Here is a 19,122-nt window from a genome sequence, read left to right as displayed (position 1 = left end):
CAAAAATGTACATGGTAAAATGATAGAAAAAATGCTCCAGAAGCGCATAACTGTGCATTCTAGAGCATTTCTCACATTCTATACGATTATACTAATGCATTTTCCTTTTTATTACCATACACAGCTTGGAAGAATACGAATGTCAAGATCAAGAAAATGATCGCGAAAATGGATAAGATCCCTGCATTATTCCACATCATGGCATGATCGCCCATCGAAATAATCGCTTTAAACCCATTTACAGAGTACGTCATTGGCAGCCAAGCGCCTAGTACTTGATAGAACTTCGGTGTCAATTCCACAGGGAACGTACCGCCGCAAGTTGTCAATTGTAGAATCAAGATCACAATCGCAGCGAATCGTCCAGGGTTTCCCAGCGTTGTAACAAGACCTTGAACAATGAACATATACGTTAAGCTCGTGATAATACTGAATATCACGAATAAAGACACACTTTCCACTTCTAATCCTAATCCGTACAGAAGAATAGCATCTGCGAATAACGCTTGAAGCACACCTATACCAATCAAAATAAATGTTTTACTTACGAAACGCCCCCAGCCTGACGCATTCGCAACTGGGCTTTCACGCAGTGGAATAACAATGGTAGAGATCAATGCGCCAACGAATAATCCTAGCGATAGGAAGTAAGGCGCAAATCCAGTACCATAGTTCGGCACTTTATTAATGCTCTTCTCAACGAGCGTTACTGGTGACGCGAACATATCTACACGTTGGTCTGTACCTTGAATACCCGATGTTTTGTCTGCTGCTTCATTCAATTTCGTTGCCAGTTCACTAGAACCGTCTTTCAACTTCACAAGTCCTTCTGTTAATTTCCCAGCACCGTCATTCAATTGCGTTGAACCGCTGGATAATTTAACAACTGCATCGCCAACTTGTTTAATTCCTCCAGGGAGCTGCGATGTTCCTGCTGCGAGCTTCTCTGTCCCAGCAGCGAGTGCCTTACCACCTGCAGCCGCTTCAGACAACTTCGTACCAAATTGCGTCATGCCGCCTTGCAGTTGTGCTTGCCCTGCTTCGAGCTGTGTAGCCCCTTGGCTTAGCTTGACTTGGCCTTCATGCAGATCCGCTGTTCCTTTCGCAAGCGCTTGGCTCGCTGCTAATAGCTGCTGCAACGCAGGGTTCTGTTCACCCTTCGTCGCTTGAATGTATTGTTCCAGACCTTTCGAGAGCTGCTCCGCGCCGCTCGACAATTTTGCACTGCCGTCCACCGAAGCGTTCAAGCCTTGTGCCAATTGATCTGTACCTGCTTTGGCCTTATTCGCCCCTTGCAGCAGCTGTTGTTGTGCTCCGTTCAATTGTGCAAGACCGCCTGATAGCTGCGACGCACCCTTTTGAAGTCCTTTTGCACCTTGATCTACAGCTTGAGCTCCACTATGGAGCTTATCTACACCTGTCTTCAATTGACTTGTTCCCGAGACGAGCAAGCCTAAATTTTTCTTAAGTAGATTCGCGCCAGATTCCGCATCATTGACGCCGTTCGTTAACTTCGTTGCACCGTCGCCAGCTGTCGTAAATCCTTCTGAAACTTCCGTCAACTGTTCGAACACGGACTCTGTATAAGATTTCGTCACTTCTGCAGATACTTCCGACTTAAGGGTCTGCATCCCCGAACCACCAATTTGAGCCGCTAAGAAGTTATGTCCTTCATTAGCCTCGACAGTAATTTCTGCTTGCTGCGGCTGATCTTCCATGAGCGTCGTTGCTTTCTTCGAGAAATCTTCAGGAAGCTTTACCGTCAGATAATAGCGGTTGTTTCGAAGTCCATCTTCCGCTTCCGCTTCATCGACGAAATGCCACTCAAAGGACGGATTTTCTTTCAATTTCTTCACGACATCCGAACCGACATCAAGTGATTTTCCTTCATAATTCGCACCCTTATCTGCGTTAACGACTGCAACAGGGAGCTCGTTCAACTTCGCGTAAGGATCCCAGAACGTTCCGAGGAAGATCCCGCTATACAGTAATGGAATGAACAAAATCGCAATAACAGGAATTAAAACTTTTGGACTTCTCACGATCGTGGAAATCTCTTTAGACAACACCGACAAACCTTTCATATTTCTTTCTCTCCTCTATCTTTTATATAATAAGATTATACTGAATGACCACTATTGTCATTTAGTCAATCTTGGTGAAAATAAAAACGTCATCGATTCATGACGCTCTTACAACCTACGCTTTAGGCGACAATCCTTCTATAAAATACAACCGAAAATACTCTTTGATGGCTTCCTTTTCGAGCGGTTCTTGCGTTTTTCTCCAATCGGCTGTCAAAGCCACATACAGCTTCAACATGACAAAGGAGGTAACCGCTGGATCGCATTCTCGCAATTCTTTCTTCGATATGCCCAGGCGAATATCTTGTTCTATATAATGAAGAATCATCGATTCAATCTTGCTTAAGCCTTCGTTCGCCTTCTGGGTCCCGAAATCCCGTACTTCATGAGACAACTGAATGATCAACTCATGATGACTGCGATAATCCAGCAATCGATCTAGAACACGATACAGATTATCGAAGAACGGCTTATCTTCCTGAATTTCACCTTCAACGATATGTTTCATCTCTTGAATAACCTGCTGCAAGATCTCATCGAACAATTCTTCTTTATTTGCGAAAAAAGTATAGATCGTCCCTTTTCCAACGTTCGCAATTTTCGCAATCTGATCCATTGTCGTCGCTTTGTACCCGAACAGCGCAAATGATTTGGATGCTGCTAGAACTACTTGTTTCCTTCGATCAATGATCAACGTACAAACACTCCTTTCTTTCGTGTATAATATAATGGAGCCGAGAACGGACTGACCGGAATTCGAAATTGGTCAATTGGTCATTCATTACTTTACCATGCCTTTTTACCAATTGCAAGCAAAACAAATTCTTTTTTCATTCATTCTTTCTCTTACATATTTATATATTTATGGATATTTTACATTGAATGGTCTATCCAATACAGCAATCCTTCGTTACAATGGAGTATAAGAAGTAGGTGAAAACATGCGAAAGAAACGGGTCCTTCTCTTATCCGAAGCATTCGGAACGGGTCATACCCAAGCTGCTTATGCCTTAGCTGTCGGCCTTAAGCAACTGTCCCCCCAAGTGCATACGCGGGTTATAGAACTCGGTAAATTCCTAAATCCTACGGTAGGTCCCTTAATCGTCTCTGCCTACAGGAAGACTGTGAGTACGAGGCCTGAATTAGTCGGTAAACTATACCGTAATAAATATAAAAAACCATTAAACCGCATTACCCAGCTCGCGCTGCACCGAATTTTCTACGCGCAAGCCGCGAGTGTGGTTCGTCATTTGAAACCGGATATGATTGTATGCACACATCCGTTCCCGAACATTGTAATTTCAAGGCTCAAACGCCTCGGGCTGGATATTCCATTATTTACGCTCATTACGGATTATGATGCCCACGGTACATGGATCAATCCGGAAGTGAATAAATTTCTCGTCTCAACACCGAGAGTTAGAGAGTTGCTGCTCGCACGAGGCATTCATCAGAGCCGGATCGAAGTAACCGGCATTCCGGTACATCCGAACTTCTGGAAGCCGCATAATCGCGATGAAATTCGTGCTGAGTTCGGATTCCAAGCCGTGCCGACCGTAATGGTTATGGGCGGCGGATGGGGGCTCGTATTCGATGAAGGGCTGCTTACCTATATGGCTCAGTGGAAAGATAAGATCCAGTTCATCTTCTGTATGGGCAGCAACCAGAAAATGATTCAGAAGATGCAAGCCGATCAGAATTATCAACATCCGAACATCCACATTCTCGGTTATACGCACGAGGTGCACAAAATTATGGATGTCTCCGATCTGCTGATCTCGAAGCCCGGTGGAATGACGTGTACGGAAGGACTTGTCAAACGAATCCCTATGCTCTTCTATGATCCCATTCCTGGGCAGGAAGAAGAGAACTGCGAATATTTCGTTCAAAATGGACATGCTGAAATACTCACATCGACCGATACACTGGATAGGTGGTTCTCGCTCCTTGTAAATGATTACGAGGCCGTCACAAGCCGCCGTATTCAGTTGACACAGCAGTTGACCGCATCCTCATTCGACCATCCTTCTCACTGCTCGCAAGCGGTACTTGATCTTTTATAAATAAAAGGCTATCCGAACAAGGTCTTACAAACCTTGCAGGACGGCCTTTTTTCATTGCCCAATAATTCTATCGAATTGGTTAGATCCCCATAAACAACAAAACCTTAACCCTTTCCAGCTTATCTGAAAAGAATTAAGGTTTCTCGTCGTTATTCCCCGTGGTGTTCGTAAGGCTCCATATGAACATGGACATTCATAATATTGTGTTTCTTCATCATCCGTCGTTCGATTTCATCACTAATTCGATGCCCTTCCGCAATGTTCAATCCCGGATTCACTTGAACCACAACATCGACGAGCACTTTATTCCCATGTACCCGCGCTTTCATATCTTTGATCGTCTCGACACCAGGAATTCGGGCAACACTCGTACGGAAATTTAACAGCTGCTTCTCATCGAATCCATCCGTCAACACCAGTGTCGCATCTGTGAAAATATCCCAAGCGGTTTTACAGATCAATACAGCCACGAACAGCGCAGCAACCCGATCGAGCCATGGAAGCCCAAACTGTGCCCCAATTATTCCCATCGCCGCACCAATACTGACGAAGACGTCGGAACGAGAATCTTTGGCCGCAGCCATTAACGCTTGGTTATTAATCTGAATGGCGAGCTTACGATTATACCGATAGACAAGATACATGAACACCGCAGAGATCAGCGCTACCCACGCCGAGCTCATATTCGGCACCTGCGAGCCTCCGCCTGCCACCCAATTACGTATCGTCTCGATAAAGAGCTGAATGCCGACTGTCGCCATAATGAACGAAGCGAGCAGCGCTGCAACAGTCTCTGCCCTTAGATGACCATAGGGATGGTCTAGATCCGGCGGCTTCTGCGAAATTCGAAGTCCAACGAGTACCGCCACCGACGCAATGATATCCGTTAAGTTATTTAAACCGTCTGCAGTCAGCGCGCTCGAACCAAAGATCACCCCGCTGATCAACTTGAATGTAGATAAGATCAAATATGAGATGATGCTAATCCACGCGCCACGCTCACCTTTTTTTATATCTGAGTATGCGTCCAGAACAACACCTCCAATCACCTTTCTAATCTATTCATCAATATTCGAATTTGAATACATTCTTTATCATTGTCTCCTTGAAGCGGACCTCAAAAACGTATACAATGAAAAGGTAACAAAACCCTATCGTACCGAAGCACACGCTTCGATATATTGAAGGCAGGTGGAACGAAATGTCCGAAACCAATGAACCGAAAAAAATAAACTTGGCTGATGCCATCAAACAAAAGCTTGCCCAAAAAAAGGAACAGCAATCCCAGCAGAAGAATCAATTTAATGGTGCTGGCGGCGGGAAAAAGCTCGTATCGCAAAATAACAAAAAGCCAAATAATCAGAGACGTCGTACAGGCGGATCGTAGGAGGAAAGACCGGGAAACGGTCTTTTTTCTTTTTGTGCGGGATGCGTGATGAATTTAGCAGGCTGGGGAGGGGGCTGGGTATGTCCGCTATCGTCGCTGTTGAAAACGGGAAGGTATGATTGGATTTTGTGTAGGTAACTTCCCGTTTTCAAAGGCGAACGCTGTCGCTCTCTATCGGACATACCCTGCTCCCCTTTTGGCCTACCAAATTCATTCAGCTTACCGACCGTTTCACGGTCGGGGGAGGGCAAAGCAGGGTTCACTCCCGGCTGCGCGACGGAGTAGCGATATTGCTGGGAGCGTACTCGGCTGTGCCTACCGTGCGAGGTTGGTGCAGATGCTCCGTCCCCGTCACGTCCGGGTTACATTGTTTACAAGATGACCGGAGTCCGTACTCCTTCACCTGCTCCATCTTTCACCAACCTTCTATCTCTCATCATCCATGTGATTTGTTTAGCAATGCCTCTCGACTACTTCACCGCGCGGCTATGTTGGATATTTGCAGTAACTTCGGCTCGAAATGCAGCGATTGAGCTGCTACAGTGGATTTTTGCACGAACTACGGTCGATTTGAGCAATGTAGAGGTTATATTGGGCATGCTATCCTGCAGGAATCCAGTATAGATGAGGCGTACTGCCCTTTTTACATCGCTATGTTGGATGGAATCCAGTATAGACGCGCAGAGGGCATCTTACATGCGATGTTGGATGGATGAAAGTGCGTTGATCATTTAATACGATGTTGGATGGATGAAAGTGCGTTGATCACTCAATGCGATGCATGAAGAGCACCGAATCAACGCGGCACGGCAAAACCGTCATGCCACGCGCAACAGAAGCTTATTCACGCAAAAAAAGGCTCACCCTTATTCGTATCCGAATTCGGGTAAGCCTTTTTCAGCAATAGATTAGTTCCACCACTTATAGTAGACCGTCGCGTAAGAGGTTGGGCTTGTAATCTGTGGATCAATTACGAGCGTCTTGCCGCCAACGGTGACGGAGACCTCTTTCTTGTTCTTCTCGGCCTCTTCGATCTTCTTGAAGAAAGTATTATCAACCTTAAAGCCGTACAAATTCAGAATATCGAGCATCATGTTGCGCTGCACAATATCCGTACAGTTGGATAAAGATACCCCGCTGAAGCCCTTCAGCTGCTGTTCGAATTGAACGGCAACCGACGTATCCGTCTGGTTCTGCTGCAATGTTTTCGTCAGAATGATCTTGTTCACACCGTCATCGTACATCCGGTATCCGGTGTAATTCGGGAATACTTTTTTCCGAATCGCTAGATACATCTCATCTCGGTACGTATCCCATGCTGTCGGCAGCTTCGGTAATCGAGCCTCTGACGTCACTTCGAGCGGTCGATCATACATCTCCTGCATGCCGTGATCCACCAGATTACGAATCAATTGCAGTACTTCGGCGCGTGTAATCGTCGCTCCACCCATGAAGCCCTGGATGGTATTCTCGCCTTTGATGCGGCCGTTCGCATATTTTTTACCCAGTACATATTGAATAGCTTGATCACCTGAGAAATTCACGCCATCGCTGCTCGAGACGAGCTCTGCCACATGCGCTCGATTGACGTAGCTATTCCGGTTTTTCGGATTATCATACCCATCCACAGGATAGTTCTTAAAATGAAGAAAATCATAATATTTGTCTGACCAGTTGTCAGTAATGAAATTATCTTCCAAGTCCTTGCCCGTAATCCCCACAACGAGCATCCGAATGAATTCCGCCTCCGTCACGTTCTGATTCGGCATGAACATCCCATTCGCGTAGCCCTTCACGATTCCTTTCTCAACGCCCCATTCAATCGTCGTCTTCGCCCAATGATTCTGTATGTCGTTAAAAGTAACACTGCTCGCCGCAGATGCATTACCTGCCAAGAGCAATCCTCCTAAAACGATAGCCGAAAAAACTTTGTAAAGCGTTTTCATACCTTGACCTCCATTGTCATGTTCTTCCACCCAATCCCGCATGGGAGTAGGCCTACCGAACACATTCTACCTGCCTCAAAATCAGACGGTCAAGCATAATAGCCACAAAAGTCGAAAGTTGGGTGAATCAGACTAATCCTGTCGAATCAATAGGAGACTTAAGCACTAGGACTGAAGGTTTCTGATTTGTGAGCCGAGTCCGGCGTCAAAGCGATCCAGATCGAACCGCATAACAAGAGGATACAGAGTGCAAATGGAAGCAGATGATTCACCTGATACAAAAGTGTGCTCACGACAGGAGCGATGATCGCCGAGACACCATTCACGGATTGCGTCAGTCCAGCCACAGCCCCTTGCTGCTCTTGTGAGACGGCTAGCGACGCCCCCGTCATATAGCCTGGCAATTGCAGTCCACTGCCGATGCCGAAGATGAAGAACGCCAAATAATAGGTCCAGTGCGATTCCGTGACGAGCAAAATAACGAAACCAATCACGGTCATCAAAGCCCCGATCCAGATCATCTGCAAAGGGGTAAATATCCGTTTTCTCATCAAAATGAGCTGCGTTATCAGCATCGCAACACCGGTTAAGGTCAATGCCAGCGCGAGCATTTTGGCCGTTGAAGCAACCGATAGCCCCAGGCGATCCTGGAAGTAAAAGCCGGTATTCACCTGAATGGACACAATTGCGATAAGTGCGAATAGACCAAGTGTCAGGAACTTGCGTACTCCTCGATGCCAAGGCATCAGCCGCTGCGGTTTCTTGACCATTCTCACTTTCGATGGCGGCAAAATAAAGAAGACCGTAATAAAAGCAATCAGCGGCAGAATCGTCCCCGCATACAACGGCCAGATCAAGCCGATCAGGACAAGCAGCCCACCAAGCGCCGGCCCGAATACGAGCCCCATCCCGCTTGATGCACTAATAATCGCCATGCCGGAGGATCGATCTCCTGCCTCCGTAATATCTGCCATATAGGCTTGCGAAGCCGACGGTACAGCAGGGATGAAAGCTCCCACCAAGAACCGCCCAATACTAATCAAGACAAATATCGTCGTAACCGATAACGTTCCGCTTAAGCCCAGTTGAATCTGATACGTGTAAATCGCGTAGCTTGCACACAAACCGATTAGTCCCACTAAAATAATCGCTTTGCGGCCGAATCGATCACTTAATCTTCCCCATATCGGTCCCATTAAAGCCGTCCCAATGGCTCCGAAAGTCACCATGAAGCCCGCCTGACTCTCTGTCAAATGCAGCTCCCGAACAATCGGTGATAGGACCGGCATAATAATGGATACCCCCAGCGAGGCGATAAACGCGCATATAAAAATCAATATTTTCGTCATTTTCACAGACCTTGTCATCTTTTCATTCCTCCTTGATGGATATCTCTTCTCTCCCTGTGAGAAACATTATCATTTAGAGAAATGATGATCTCCCCCAGGATGGATTTTTTATCCCCCGAGAGGGAGTCTGACTGATAGTCTGCATACCAAAAAGCCCTTCGCTCGGCATCGGCCAATCGAAGAACTCCTCCATCATCGATCACAATTCTATTTTCGTGCAATCATCTCACCCGGATTCACCCCATATCGCTTCCGAAAGGCAACCGTGAAGTGACTTGGATTGGAGTAACCTACAGCACAAGCAACTTCTCCAACATTCATTCCTCCCTGCTGCAATAGCTGCATCGCATGCTCCAATCGTTGATTGCGTAAATAACCGAACAAGGTCGTGCCGAATACTTCCTTAAAACCAGCCTTTAGTTTGTAATCATTCAACCCAACAATCCTAGCCATTTCAATCGTAGAGGGCGGATGATCCATATGCGCGAGGAGCACATCCCGGGCATGCAGAATACGGTCCCGATCGTCACGCCGGAGCACAGAAACATCAGATTCCTGCACAGACGATTCCATCACATACCGCCGCAGATAGTAGGCGAACAGCTCCAGCATCTTGCTCTCCAGCACCATTTTGCGAAGCGGCTGCGGATAATCACAAAGCCGAATTTCATGCAAAAGCCGATCCACATGGGCATCCATCGGATGTTGAACCATCCGGTAGCCTTGCTGCCCAATCCAGCGCTGAATATCGAACCCCTGACCCAGCCCAACGCCCTCCAGATACTGTTTCATAAGGGAAAGCTCCATGCGCAGCTCCAGAAATTCGGTATCGATCTCACGCACCAACTCCACCACCGCATGCACCTGTTGGATGATCGAAATCCGACATTCGTGCTCCATCATGATGATTTCGCGCCCCTGAATACCGCAATGATATCGACCTTTCAAGCAGAAAGTCAGCTCAATCGCTGGTTCCGCGGAACGAAATTCCAATACCTTATCCTGTGCTAGCCGATAGCTGGACGTAATCATCTCCATGCCGTCACGCAGCTTCATCCGAGCTAAGAGCCCCTCCCCTATAGCAGAGGGTATGATCATCGTCTCAATACCACCATCCGTGCAGAGCACTTGGCCGAGTTGAGACACATAGTTGTTATACGTATGATGAAAATCAGCAATCACTTGCGAATGGCTCATTGGAGTGCACCTCCTGTCTAAATCTGATTCTGACCGAACACCTAATTGAGAATCATTTTCATTATAGATTTAGAAAAAGAATCCTGCAAGAGAACAAAAAAAGAGCGCAAGCCATTGCTGGCCCTGCACTCTTTTTTCAAAAAGCTTAGTTATATATCTTCTCACGCAATTGTTTGATTTCGTCGCTCTCCAGGTATTCATCATACGACATTTGACGATCGATGATACCGTTCGGCCCAATCTCAATAATGCGGTTCGCAACCGTCTGAATGAACTGATGGTCATGGGATACGAAGATCATGGTCTCTTTGTAGTCGATCATACCATTGTTCAGTGCTGTGATGGATTCGAGATCCAAATGGTTCGTCGGTTCATCCAAGAGCAGCACGTTCGCGCCATGAAGCATCATTTTGGATAACATACAACGTACTTTCTCGCCCCCGGACAATACGGAAGCTTTCTTCAATGCTTCCTCACCAGAGAATAGCATACGTCCCAAGAATCCGCGCAAGAACGTCTCGTCTGGATCTTTGGAATATTGACGCAGCCAGTCCACGAGGTTCATGTCTACACCGTCGAAATATTCTGCGTTATCTTTCGGGAAGTAAGCCTGCGATGTCGTAATCCCCCATGAGAATTCACCGCTATCTGCTGTCTTCTCACCCATTAGGATTTGGAACAACGTCGACTTCGCAAGACCATTTGGTCCTACAAGTGCGATTTTGTCACCTTTGTTCACGATGAGGTTCAAGTTCTCGAACAGCTTCTCGCCATCTACGCTCTTCGTCAAGCCTTCAATCGTAAGGATTTGTTTGCCGCCTTCACGATCTGCTTTGAAGTTAATGAACGGATATTTACGGTTCGATGGACGTAGGTCGTCGAGCGTAATTTTATCGAGCTGCTTCTTACGGGAAGTTGCCTGCTTCGATTTGGAAGCATTCGCGCTAAAGCGTTGAATAAACGCTTGAAGCTCTTTAATTTTCTCTTCCTTCTTCTTGTTCGCATCGCGTACAAGTGTCAGAGCCAATTGGCTGGACTCGTACCAGAAGTCATAGTTACCGACATACATTTGGATTTTACCGAAGTCAATATCCGCAATATGTGTACATACTTTATTCAAGAAGTGACGGTCATGGGATACTACGATAACAGTACCTTCATAATCCATCAAGAAGTTCTCTAACCAGCTGATCGATTCGATGTCCAAATGGTTGGTAGGCTCATCGAGCAGTAGGTTGTTCGGTTGGCCGAACAAAGCTTGTGCTAAGAGAACGCGGACTTTCTCGTTACCGGAGAGTTCCGCCATCTTCTTGTCATGCAAATCACGAGAAATACCAAGACCGATCAAGAGCGCCGAAGCATCCGACTCGGCTTCCCAGCCGTTCATCTCAGCGAAGTCGCCCTCAAGCTCACCCGCACGCAGACCGTCTTCTTCGGAGAAATCCGCTTTTGCATAAAGCGCATCTTTTTCTTTCATAATGCTATATAGCTTCTGGTGACCCATAATAACGGTCTCGAGTACCGGGAACTCATCGTATTCGAAATGGTTCTGCTTCAATACGGCCATACGCTCGCCCGGTGTCATACTAACGTCGCCAGTGTTCGCTTCAATTTCGCCGGAAAGAATCTTAAGGAACGTCGATTTGCCCGCTCCATTTGCTCCAATTAGCCCGTAGCAGTTGCCCGGTGTGAACTTTATATTGACATCTTCAAATAGCGGGCGCTTGCCGTAACGCAAACTAACGCCTGTTACTGTAATCATGAATTAATCCGTCCTCCCTTAAATTACGTGTTCAAAAAGTCGGCATTTCAGCACCGAGAAGGTTGCGAGAACCTGAAGAAGACGGAACGGAGTTTAGGCGAAACCTAAATGAGTACCGGACTTCGAAGGTGAACGCAAGATTCGATGTCGATTATGCTTCTTGAATGACTTCGTGATCAAATGATGACTTTTTGAACAACCTCTGAAATTAAACCCTAAATCCTTACCAAATCATTATTATAGCACAAAATGGTCTGATAAACGTACTGTTTCGCCGTGTGCAGGCACAATAATTCGCTCTTTCGCAATATTTTTGCGTCTGCGTTCCGTTTCCAGCCGATCGAGTGCTTCCTTAGGCGTATCATCTGCTAATCGGAATGCCCCATAATGCATCGGAATTAACACTTTTGCACGCGATTCGATGAACCCTCGCAGCGCTTCTTCCGGCGTAACATGCTGCGTTTGCATGAACCATTCAGGCTCATACGCGCCAATCGGCATGAGTGAGACATCAATGTTGAACCGCTCGCCAATTTCTTTGAATCCGCGAAAATACCCCGTGTCCCCCACAAAATGAATCGTTGGATACGGCGCCGTCGAAGACGGAATCGGTTCAATCATATATCCGCCCCAATGGGACGTGTTCGTATCGGTTAAGGTACGTCTTGTCCAGTGCTGCGTCGGCACGAAGGTGATCTGCACTTCGCCCAGGGTCAACGCTTCCCACCAATGCAGCTCCGTCACGTTGCGGAAGCCTTTGCGCAGCATTTTGCTCTTGAGTCCGGCAGGCACGACGAGCATCGTCTTCTCGTTGTACAATTTCCGAACGGAACTGATATGCAGATGATCATAATGCGAATGCGATATTAAGATCACGTCCATTGTCGGGAGCGCTGCAAGCGGCACACCCGGTTCTGAGAGGCGGCGTTGGAGGCCCATACGCTTCGCCCACACAGGGTCCGTCACGATATTTAAACCAGCATATTGTATGAAAAAAGTGGAGTGCCCGATCCAAGTCACCGTTGGCTCGGTGCGATTTCCCTTTAAATATTCAATGTCCGGTTCGACATTCGGAACGACGAAGGTATAATCTTTCTTCTTCGCGCGCCGTTCTTTCTGCCACTGTCTTAAGCTCTTGAGGTCATTGTTCATCTTCTTGAAGTCTAAATTGTGGAATCGTTCTTTTGCCATGCGTTCTGCGCTCCTTTCCCGTAATTCTACTATAGCAAAATTTGGACGCAAAACAAAAAAATCCGCACCTCCCTCAGAATTCACTTACGTAAAGATACCGGGGCGGGGTATAATAAGATAACCCCACAAAGTGGAGACCTGGCTTCGAAGCTGATTCAGGTACTTTGCGGAGGGCCTGAAAATATAAATTCTAGTATGATAAACAAAGAACGTTGTAAATCCATAGGAGGAAGAACAATGAAATTAATATCGATTGAACCCACGCCAAGTCCGAATTCCATGAAGCTTCATTTGGATGAGAGCCTTGCGCATGGCGTTCGTAAAACGTATACGCATGAAAATGAACGCTCTGCACCACCTTTTATTCAACGCATGCTGGCCATTAATGGTGTAAAAAGTGTGTTCCACACTGCGGACTTTGTGGCACTTGACCGCCACCCGCGTGGAGATTGGGCCGCTATTCTCGGCGAGGTGCGCGATATCTTTGGCGCCGCTGACGGCGCACCGCTCGCCGCATGGGACCCCAATGCGGCGGTAAGCTACGGTGAAGCACAGGTATTCGTGCAATATTTCCGCAGCATTCCGATGCAGATCCGCGTCAAAGCTGGCGTCAGCGAGGAGCGGATCGGGCTTGGTGACCGCTTCACGCAGGCGGTCACGGCAGTGGCGAGCGCGACGATGATTAAGGAGCGCCGCTTGGTTGAATTTGGCGTGCGCTATGGCGAGCTTGCCGACATCGCACGTGAGGTAGAGCAAGAGCTCGAGGCGGCTTATCCGCCTGAGCGGTTGCAAGGCCTTGTCGAGAAGGCGATCGCGCTCGGTGCGAGCGAGGAGCCTCTGATTGAGGAGCGCGGCGAGCTGACGGACAGTGAGCTCGAGGCGCTCCTGCGTGACGCGGACTGGCGCGTGCGATACGCCGCGCTAGACCGCATGCAGCCGAGCCTGGCGCGGCTGCCGCTCTTGGCGGAAGCTTTGCGCGATGCGCAAAGCTCGATCCGCCGCCTCGCCGTGGTATACCTCGGCGAGCTGCGTGCGCCTGAAGCGATGCCGCTCCTTTTCGCGGCATTGCGTGATTCGTCCGCAGCCGTGCGGCGGACGGCAGGCGACACCCTGTCTGATCTAGGCGATCCCGCCGCGATCGGACCGATGCTTGAAGCGCTCAGCGACTCGAACAAGCTCGTTCGCTGGCGCGCCGCCCGCTTCTTGTATGAAGCCGGCGACGAATCCGCGCTCGATGCGCTTAGAATCGCGACGGCTGACCCCGAATTCGAGGTCAGCCTGCAGGCCAAAATGGCGGTCGAACGCATCGAATCCGGCGAGGCCGCTGCAGGTACCGTCTGGCAGCAGATGGCACGTCGCGGCGACGAAGCGTAAATCGCCTAGTACGCCGACTTAGACTCCCATTCGCACACATTTCGCTCGATCTACCTACCTGCTTATTCAAAAAAAGGAGTTCCCCTTTTCCTGGGAACTCCCTTTTCCTTTTCATATTTTCAAGTTATACTAACCATATATTGCAGGTCGTGAAGCACACGCCGCTTTGTACCATACTTCGCCTTTGTGGGTCAGTATGTGTCAGAGCGGCTTTTTTGCGTCCTTCACCCATGATCCTCGAAAGGTGTGTGTGAAGCCATGTCAAGATTTGACCAAGCATTCGAAGAGTGGATGCATACTAGCATCACGCAAGAGCAAAATCATAGAAGACGTGAAATACTCGAGAAAGGACTTGGTCACGGTACCATTGAATTTTTGCGAAGTGTCTGGTTTCCTGCCGTGAAAAACTTCGATCATCTTCAACCGGAATGGGAAGTCCGTGATTTCCATAACGGCTATAGGTATCTGGATCTTGCCTATATACCTGGCGGCGATGTCAAAGGTGGGATCGAGATTCAAGGCTATGGTCCTCACGCCAGGGATCTCGACGTACGACGGTTTAAGGACTTGTGCTGGCGCCATTGTCTGTTAGCACTGGACGACTGGCTATTCCTGCCCATTGCCTATCTATCGATAACCGACGAACCTAAGCGTTGTCAGCAGCTCGTCCTTTCTTTATCGGTAAGTTCATTTCAACGGTTGTACCTGCACATTTGATCTGGCTCGAAGCCGAGACCCTACGCTATGCGAGACGACTTCTTCGTCCATTTACACCTCAAGAACTAGCAACCCATCTGCGCGTGACAGACCCACATGCGAGACGAATCCTTCATAAGCTAGTCGAGCTCCAACTTTTGTTCGTGATCAGCGGCAATCAGCGTTATCGTACATACGGCTTACGAACTCAGTAACCCTTATTTGCTCAAAAAACTGCGATTTAGAATTCTAACGAACTCCAGCGGCGCTATTCCTCGTAAAAGTGCTTCAAAACAACCAAAATAGGCACAATAACGCTTCTGGAGTTCGTTAGCTCAAAAAAAAGCCCATTTTCTCACGAATAAGCACTATACGATTCGTTAACGCGAGTGACTTCACTCATGTGACGTCCCACAATGGTAATTGAGTGTGATAAGCCACATCAACGCGATCTCACTTTCAGCTAACGAACCCAGTAACCCTTATTTGCTCAAAATCCCGTACTTTTCGAATTCTAACGAACTCCAGCGGCCCTATTCCTCGTAAAAGTGCTTCAAAACAACCAAAATAGGCACAATAACGCTTCTGGAGTTCGTTAGCTCGAAAAAAAGCCCGTTTTCTCACGAATAAGCACTATACGATTCGTTAGCCGCGGACTGGCATTCAGTTACCCAAACCCCACATTAACCCCCCTCAACCGAAACCGCTTACCTTCAACTGACGTACAATATACAAAGGAGATGATCTGATGTTCTTTTTCTTCGGTTTAATCATCATTGCCATCGGTCTAATGAATATCTTCAAACCATCCCTCGCCTGGTACCTCAAAGAAGGTTGGAAGGTTAATGGGGACTCCGAACCGAGCGATACCTACCTCGCACTAACCCGGTTTGGTGGCGTCGTTGCTATCATTATGGGGTTGTTCGTGATGATCTCAGGTTGTTCCATGTAACCCCGATCGCCCCACTATACCGTCGCAAACTGCGTCTCAAACAGCATCGCATACACACCATGCTGCGTAAGCAAGTCCTGATGCCGTCCGCGTTCCACCACGCGGCCGTCCTGCACGACTAGAATCTGATCAGCAGCCAGAATCGTCGACAGACGATGCGCGATAACAAGTGTCGTACGGCCCTTCATCAGCTCCTGCAGCGCTACCTGCACATACCGTTCGGACTCCGAATCCAGATGCGAGGTCGCTTCGTCGAGCAGCAGGATTGTCGGATTTTTCAGAATCGCACGCGCGATCGATATCCGCTGCCTTTCGCCGCCTGACAAGCGATGTCCGCGTTCTCCGACCATCGTGTCATACCCATCCGGAAGCGATTGAATGAATTCATGAATATAGGCTTTGCGGCAAGCCTCTTCAATCTCTTCCTGCGTCGCATCTTCGCGTGCGAATCTCAGGTTCTCCCGCAATGTCGCATGGAACAAGAACGACTCCTGCGTTACATAGCCAATATGGCGCCGCAATTCTGCGAGCTTCACGTCCCGTAAATTCATGCCATCCACCTCGATGCAGCCCACGGTTGGATCGTAGAGCCGTGCGATCAGACTGATCAACGTCGATTTCCCCGCACCGCTCGGACCAACGATCGCGACCACCTCATTTGGCTTCGCCTCGAACGTGATCCCCTTCAGCACGAGTTCAACCTCCTGCACCTTAGAGCCCACTTCAAGCCGCTCATCACCATGGTCGCCATTACGTCCCCGATCTCCGCCACCATAACCGAACTTTACATTTTGGAATGTGACCCGACCTGCCGGCGCGTCCAAATCCTTCGCATGCGCCCCATCTTCCATCTCCGGCAACATATCCATGTATTCGAAGATTCGCCCGAACACGCCGAGTGCCGTAACGACTTCAACATGCAAGTTGAGCAAAGTTCCGAACGGCTGATATAACCGCCCCAAATAGGCGGCAAAAGCGACTATCGCCCCTACCGTCATCGTACCTTGAATCACCGCAAATCCGCCATACAAATAAATAATGGCGGTGCCGATCGGCCCCAACACGCCGACGAACATCATGAACCAGCGTCCCATCAGATTCACCTTCAGTTCCATATCCATCACTTGCTTATTCGTCGCTTGAAACTGTGCGGCCTGACTTTGTTCGCGCCCGTAAATCCGGGTCAACAACGCGCCCGAAATCCCGAACACCTCGCCCAGCTGGGAGGCCATCTGTGCACGCACCTTCTGTGTTTCCTGCCGCATTTTTTTACGAAGACGAGATACCTTGCGCACCGGAATCATCGAAATGGGCAGGATAATCATCGACAACAGCGCCAAGCGCCAATCCAGCACGAACAGGATAACCGTTGTTGTCACGACAACCACACTCTGCGTTATCGTATTGACGACCAGATTTGTTACCACGCCTTGTACCGCCTGCACATCTTCGGTCACCCGCTGAATAACTTCCCCAGACCGCGAATTCGTGAAAAATCCGATCGACTGCCGCTGTAAATTGCTGAATAATCCTTGTCTCAGATCCCGCATAATCCCCTGCGCGACTTTAAAATTCATATAATTCTGCCACACCCCAATGACGCCGCTAAAGACTGGCAACCCAATCAACAACGCAGCCATCACGAGCAATTGTTTACGATCCCCTGCTGGAATCGCATCATCAATAATCACTTTCATGACAAGAGGAGGGCCGAGTCCAATCACGGCACCCGCCAGGGCAAGTAGAATAATAAAGCCGAGCAGCGCACGATATTCCCGGAACAACTTCCACACCCGCCGAAGCGATACTTCTTGCACACTATCTTTTAATGTTTTCTTCGGAATCGCCCTGTCCGATCCCTCTACACCACGCCATGCATGTCTCATCCCTATAACACCTCAATTCTCTTCGTACATTATAGGCTGATTATGAAGGACATTTCATCCTGAATTTCAAAAAAATCCCCCTGTCAAGTAAACGTCATGCGCTGTACCGCACCGTTCACTTGAAGGAGGATTTAGAACACTTAAAAGTTATTAATCTATTTTACGATGATCTTCCCTGTCATAAAATTATGCGGTTTACAGTAAAACTCGTACTCCCCGGCATCAGTGAAGGTCATTGTAAATGTATCATTCTTCCCAAGGGATTCACTGTTAAAGGAACCGTCCTTTGCAGTTACTGTATGATCCACATCATCCAGATTGGTGAAAGTAACCGTGGAGCCGGCTTCTATTGTCAGCTTATCGGGTTTAAAGGAGAATTCAGAAATACTGACCGCATATTTCTTGGCGGATTCCGCCTTATCCGCTCCTGTCGGCTGTTCAGACGCTGTCTTTGTCGTAAAAGTGATCACTTGCTTCACTTCCGGCTTAATCGGTTTATGATCATTTCCTACCAGCTGGACCGTCAAGGTGTGCTTGCCCGGTTTAACATGCTCGAAGACGGCGGGGTTACCGTTAATCATTTTATAGGCCGCTTTGGGATCGCTTGCGTCGGTATCCAGCCAAATATGGACATGCCCCTGGCCTTCATGCGGCTGCATATGGGTGCGGAAATCTGCAAGTTCATGGTTAAATACAGCAACTCCGACTTTTACTTTATTCGTATACAACACTGCATCTTTCGTAGGGCCCAGAATTCTTAATGAAGGCTTATTCGTTGATTGTAACGAAACCGTTTGCTTTGTGGCATCATACTTCACATCTACCCCTAAATTCTCCGATACGAATCGGATCGGAACCATCGTAACACCTTTTACGACCCTTGCCGGTTCATCTAGAGTTACAGGAACACCATTCAGGGTTGCCGTCTTCGATCCCAATGGTAGAAGGTAAGTGTTAGCTCCTTTGGTGACCTTAACCGTTTTGGTCGCGGCTTCATAACCAACGACAGCACCGATAGCTTCTGCTATTGGTCTATAGGGTACCAGCAGTCTCCCATGACTGAGCAACGGCTGCTCACTGAAGGTAATCGCCTTGCCGTTGAGTGTCGCGGACACACTGGTTGACGACACTGGTGCCTGCGCTGCAACAGGCACCGTTCCGAACATGGCTGCGAATAACGCAGTCGTGAGAAGCATTTTACTAATCTTGTTCATGGTTGATCCTCCTTAAATGTA

At 48.1% G+C, this 19,122-nt stretch carries 14 protein-coding genes and 1 pseudogene; 5 read left to right on the top strand and 10 right to left on the bottom strand.

Features of this window, described 5'->3' with window-relative positions; translation table 11 throughout:
• Window positions 1-86: 86 nt before the first annotated feature.
• Both AC3WU2_RS20880 and AC3WU2_RS20875 read right to left on the bottom strand, forming a co-directional pair.
• Window positions 87-2,084: a YhgE/Pip family protein gene (locus AC3WU2_RS20880; protein WP_492456983.1), complete on the bottom strand. Its 1,998-nt coding sequence runs from the start codon at window positions 2,082-2,084 to the stop codon at window positions 87-89.
• Window positions 2,085-2,199: 115 nt separating this feature from the next.
• Window positions 2,200-2,778, bottom strand: a complete 579-nt coding sequence (locus tag AC3WU2_RS20875; protein ID WP_492456982.1) for a TetR/AcrR family transcriptional regulator — start codon at window positions 2,776-2,778, stop codon at window positions 2,200-2,202.
• Window positions 2,779-3,025: 247 nt separating this feature from the next.
• Here AC3WU2_RS20875 and AC3WU2_RS20870 point away from each other — a divergent pair, with 247 nt between their 5' ends.
• Entirely contained in the window at window positions 3,026-4,147 is a 1,122-nt protein-coding gene (locus AC3WU2_RS20870; RefSeq protein WP_492456981.1) for an MGDG synthase family glycosyltransferase, read from the top strand.
• A gap of 149 nt (window positions 4,148-4,296) precedes the next feature.
• Here AC3WU2_RS20870 and AC3WU2_RS20865 read toward each other — a convergent pair whose 3' ends face one another.
• Window positions 4,297-5,196 carry a cation diffusion facilitator family transporter gene (locus AC3WU2_RS20865; protein WP_018757551.1) on the bottom strand — a complete coding sequence of 300 codons (900 nt, stop codon included), beginning with the start codon at window positions 5,194-5,196 and terminating at the stop codon, window positions 4,297-4,299.
• A gap of 152 nt (window positions 5,197-5,348) precedes the next feature.
• Between AC3WU2_RS20865 and AC3WU2_RS20860 the strand changes: the two genes are divergently transcribed.
• Window positions 5,349-5,534, top strand: a complete 186-nt coding sequence (locus AC3WU2_RS20860; protein WP_018757550.1) for a hypothetical protein — start codon at window positions 5,349-5,351, stop codon at window positions 5,532-5,534.
• A gap of 908 nt (window positions 5,535-6,442) precedes the next feature.
• Here AC3WU2_RS20860 and AC3WU2_RS20855 read toward each other — a convergent pair.
• From AC3WU2_RS20855 to AC3WU2_RS20835, 5 genes are all read right to left on the bottom strand, one after another.
• Window positions 6,443-7,429 (bottom strand): S-layer homology domain-containing protein, encoded by a 987-nt coding sequence (locus AC3WU2_RS20855; protein ID WP_492456980.1) that lies wholly within the window; start codon window positions 7,427-7,429, stop codon window positions 6,443-6,445.
• Window positions 7,430-7,638: 209 nt separating this feature from the next.
• Entirely contained in the window at window positions 7,639-8,847 is a 1,209-nt protein-coding gene (locus AC3WU2_RS20850) for an MFS transporter (RefSeq protein ID WP_492456979.1), read from the bottom strand.
• Window positions 8,848-9,036: 189 nt separating this feature from the next.
• On the bottom strand, window positions 9,037-10,026 hold the full coding sequence (locus tag AC3WU2_RS20845; RefSeq protein ID WP_492456978.1) for a helix-turn-helix transcriptional regulator: 990 nt from the start codon (window positions 10,024-10,026) through the stop codon (window positions 9,037-9,039).
• 145 nt (window positions 10,027-10,171) lie between these two features.
• Entirely contained in the window at window positions 10,172-11,788 is a 1,617-nt protein-coding gene (locus tag AC3WU2_RS20840) for an ABC-F family ATP-binding cassette domain-containing protein (protein ID WP_492456977.1), read from the bottom strand.
• Between the two features lie 237 nt (window positions 11,789-12,025).
• Window positions 12,026-12,979, bottom strand: coding sequence for an MBL fold metallo-hydrolase (locus tag AC3WU2_RS20835; RefSeq protein ID WP_492456976.1), 954 nt, complete (start codon window positions 12,977-12,979; stop codon window positions 12,026-12,028).
• A 237-nt stretch (window positions 12,980-13,216) separates the two neighbouring features.
• Here AC3WU2_RS20835 and AC3WU2_RS20830 point away from each other — a divergent pair, with 237 nt between their 5' ends.
• The 3 genes and pseudogenes from AC3WU2_RS20830 (at window position 13,217) to AC3WU2_RS20820 (ending at window position 16,001) form a co-directional block, all read left to right on the top strand.
• Window positions 13,217-14,353: a conserved virulence factor C family protein gene (locus AC3WU2_RS20830; protein ID WP_018757542.1), complete on the top strand. Its 1,137-nt coding sequence runs from the start codon at window positions 13,217-13,219 to the stop codon at window positions 14,351-14,353.
• A gap of 258 nt (window positions 14,354-14,611) precedes the next feature.
• Window positions 14,612-15,264, top strand: a pseudogene (locus AC3WU2_RS20825) (transcriptional regulator).
• Between the two features lie 533 nt (window positions 15,265-15,797).
• On the top strand, window positions 15,798-16,001 hold the full coding sequence (locus tag AC3WU2_RS20820) for a DUF6199 family natural product biosynthesis protein (RefSeq protein ID WP_492456975.1): 204 nt from the start codon (window positions 15,798-15,800) through the stop codon (window positions 15,999-16,001).
• Window positions 16,002-16,015: 14 nt separating this feature from the next.
• Here the strand turns inward: AC3WU2_RS20820 and AC3WU2_RS20815 are convergent, their stop codons facing one another.
• Window positions 16,016-17,887 (bottom strand): ABC transporter ATP-binding protein, encoded by a 1,872-nt coding sequence (locus AC3WU2_RS20815; RefSeq protein ID WP_492456974.1) that lies wholly within the window; start codon window positions 17,885-17,887, stop codon window positions 16,016-16,018.
• A 155-nt stretch (window positions 17,888-18,042) separates the two neighbouring features.
• Window positions 18,043-19,101, bottom strand: a complete 1,059-nt coding sequence (locus tag AC3WU2_RS20810) for a stalk domain-containing protein (RefSeq protein WP_492456973.1) — start codon at window positions 19,099-19,101, stop codon at window positions 18,043-18,045.
• Window positions 19,102-19,122 lie beyond the last annotated feature (21 nt).

Source organism: Paenibacillus sp. EB106-05-06-XG162 (assembly GCF_058791655.1).
This window is presented reverse-complemented; position numbering and strand designations above follow the sequence as displayed.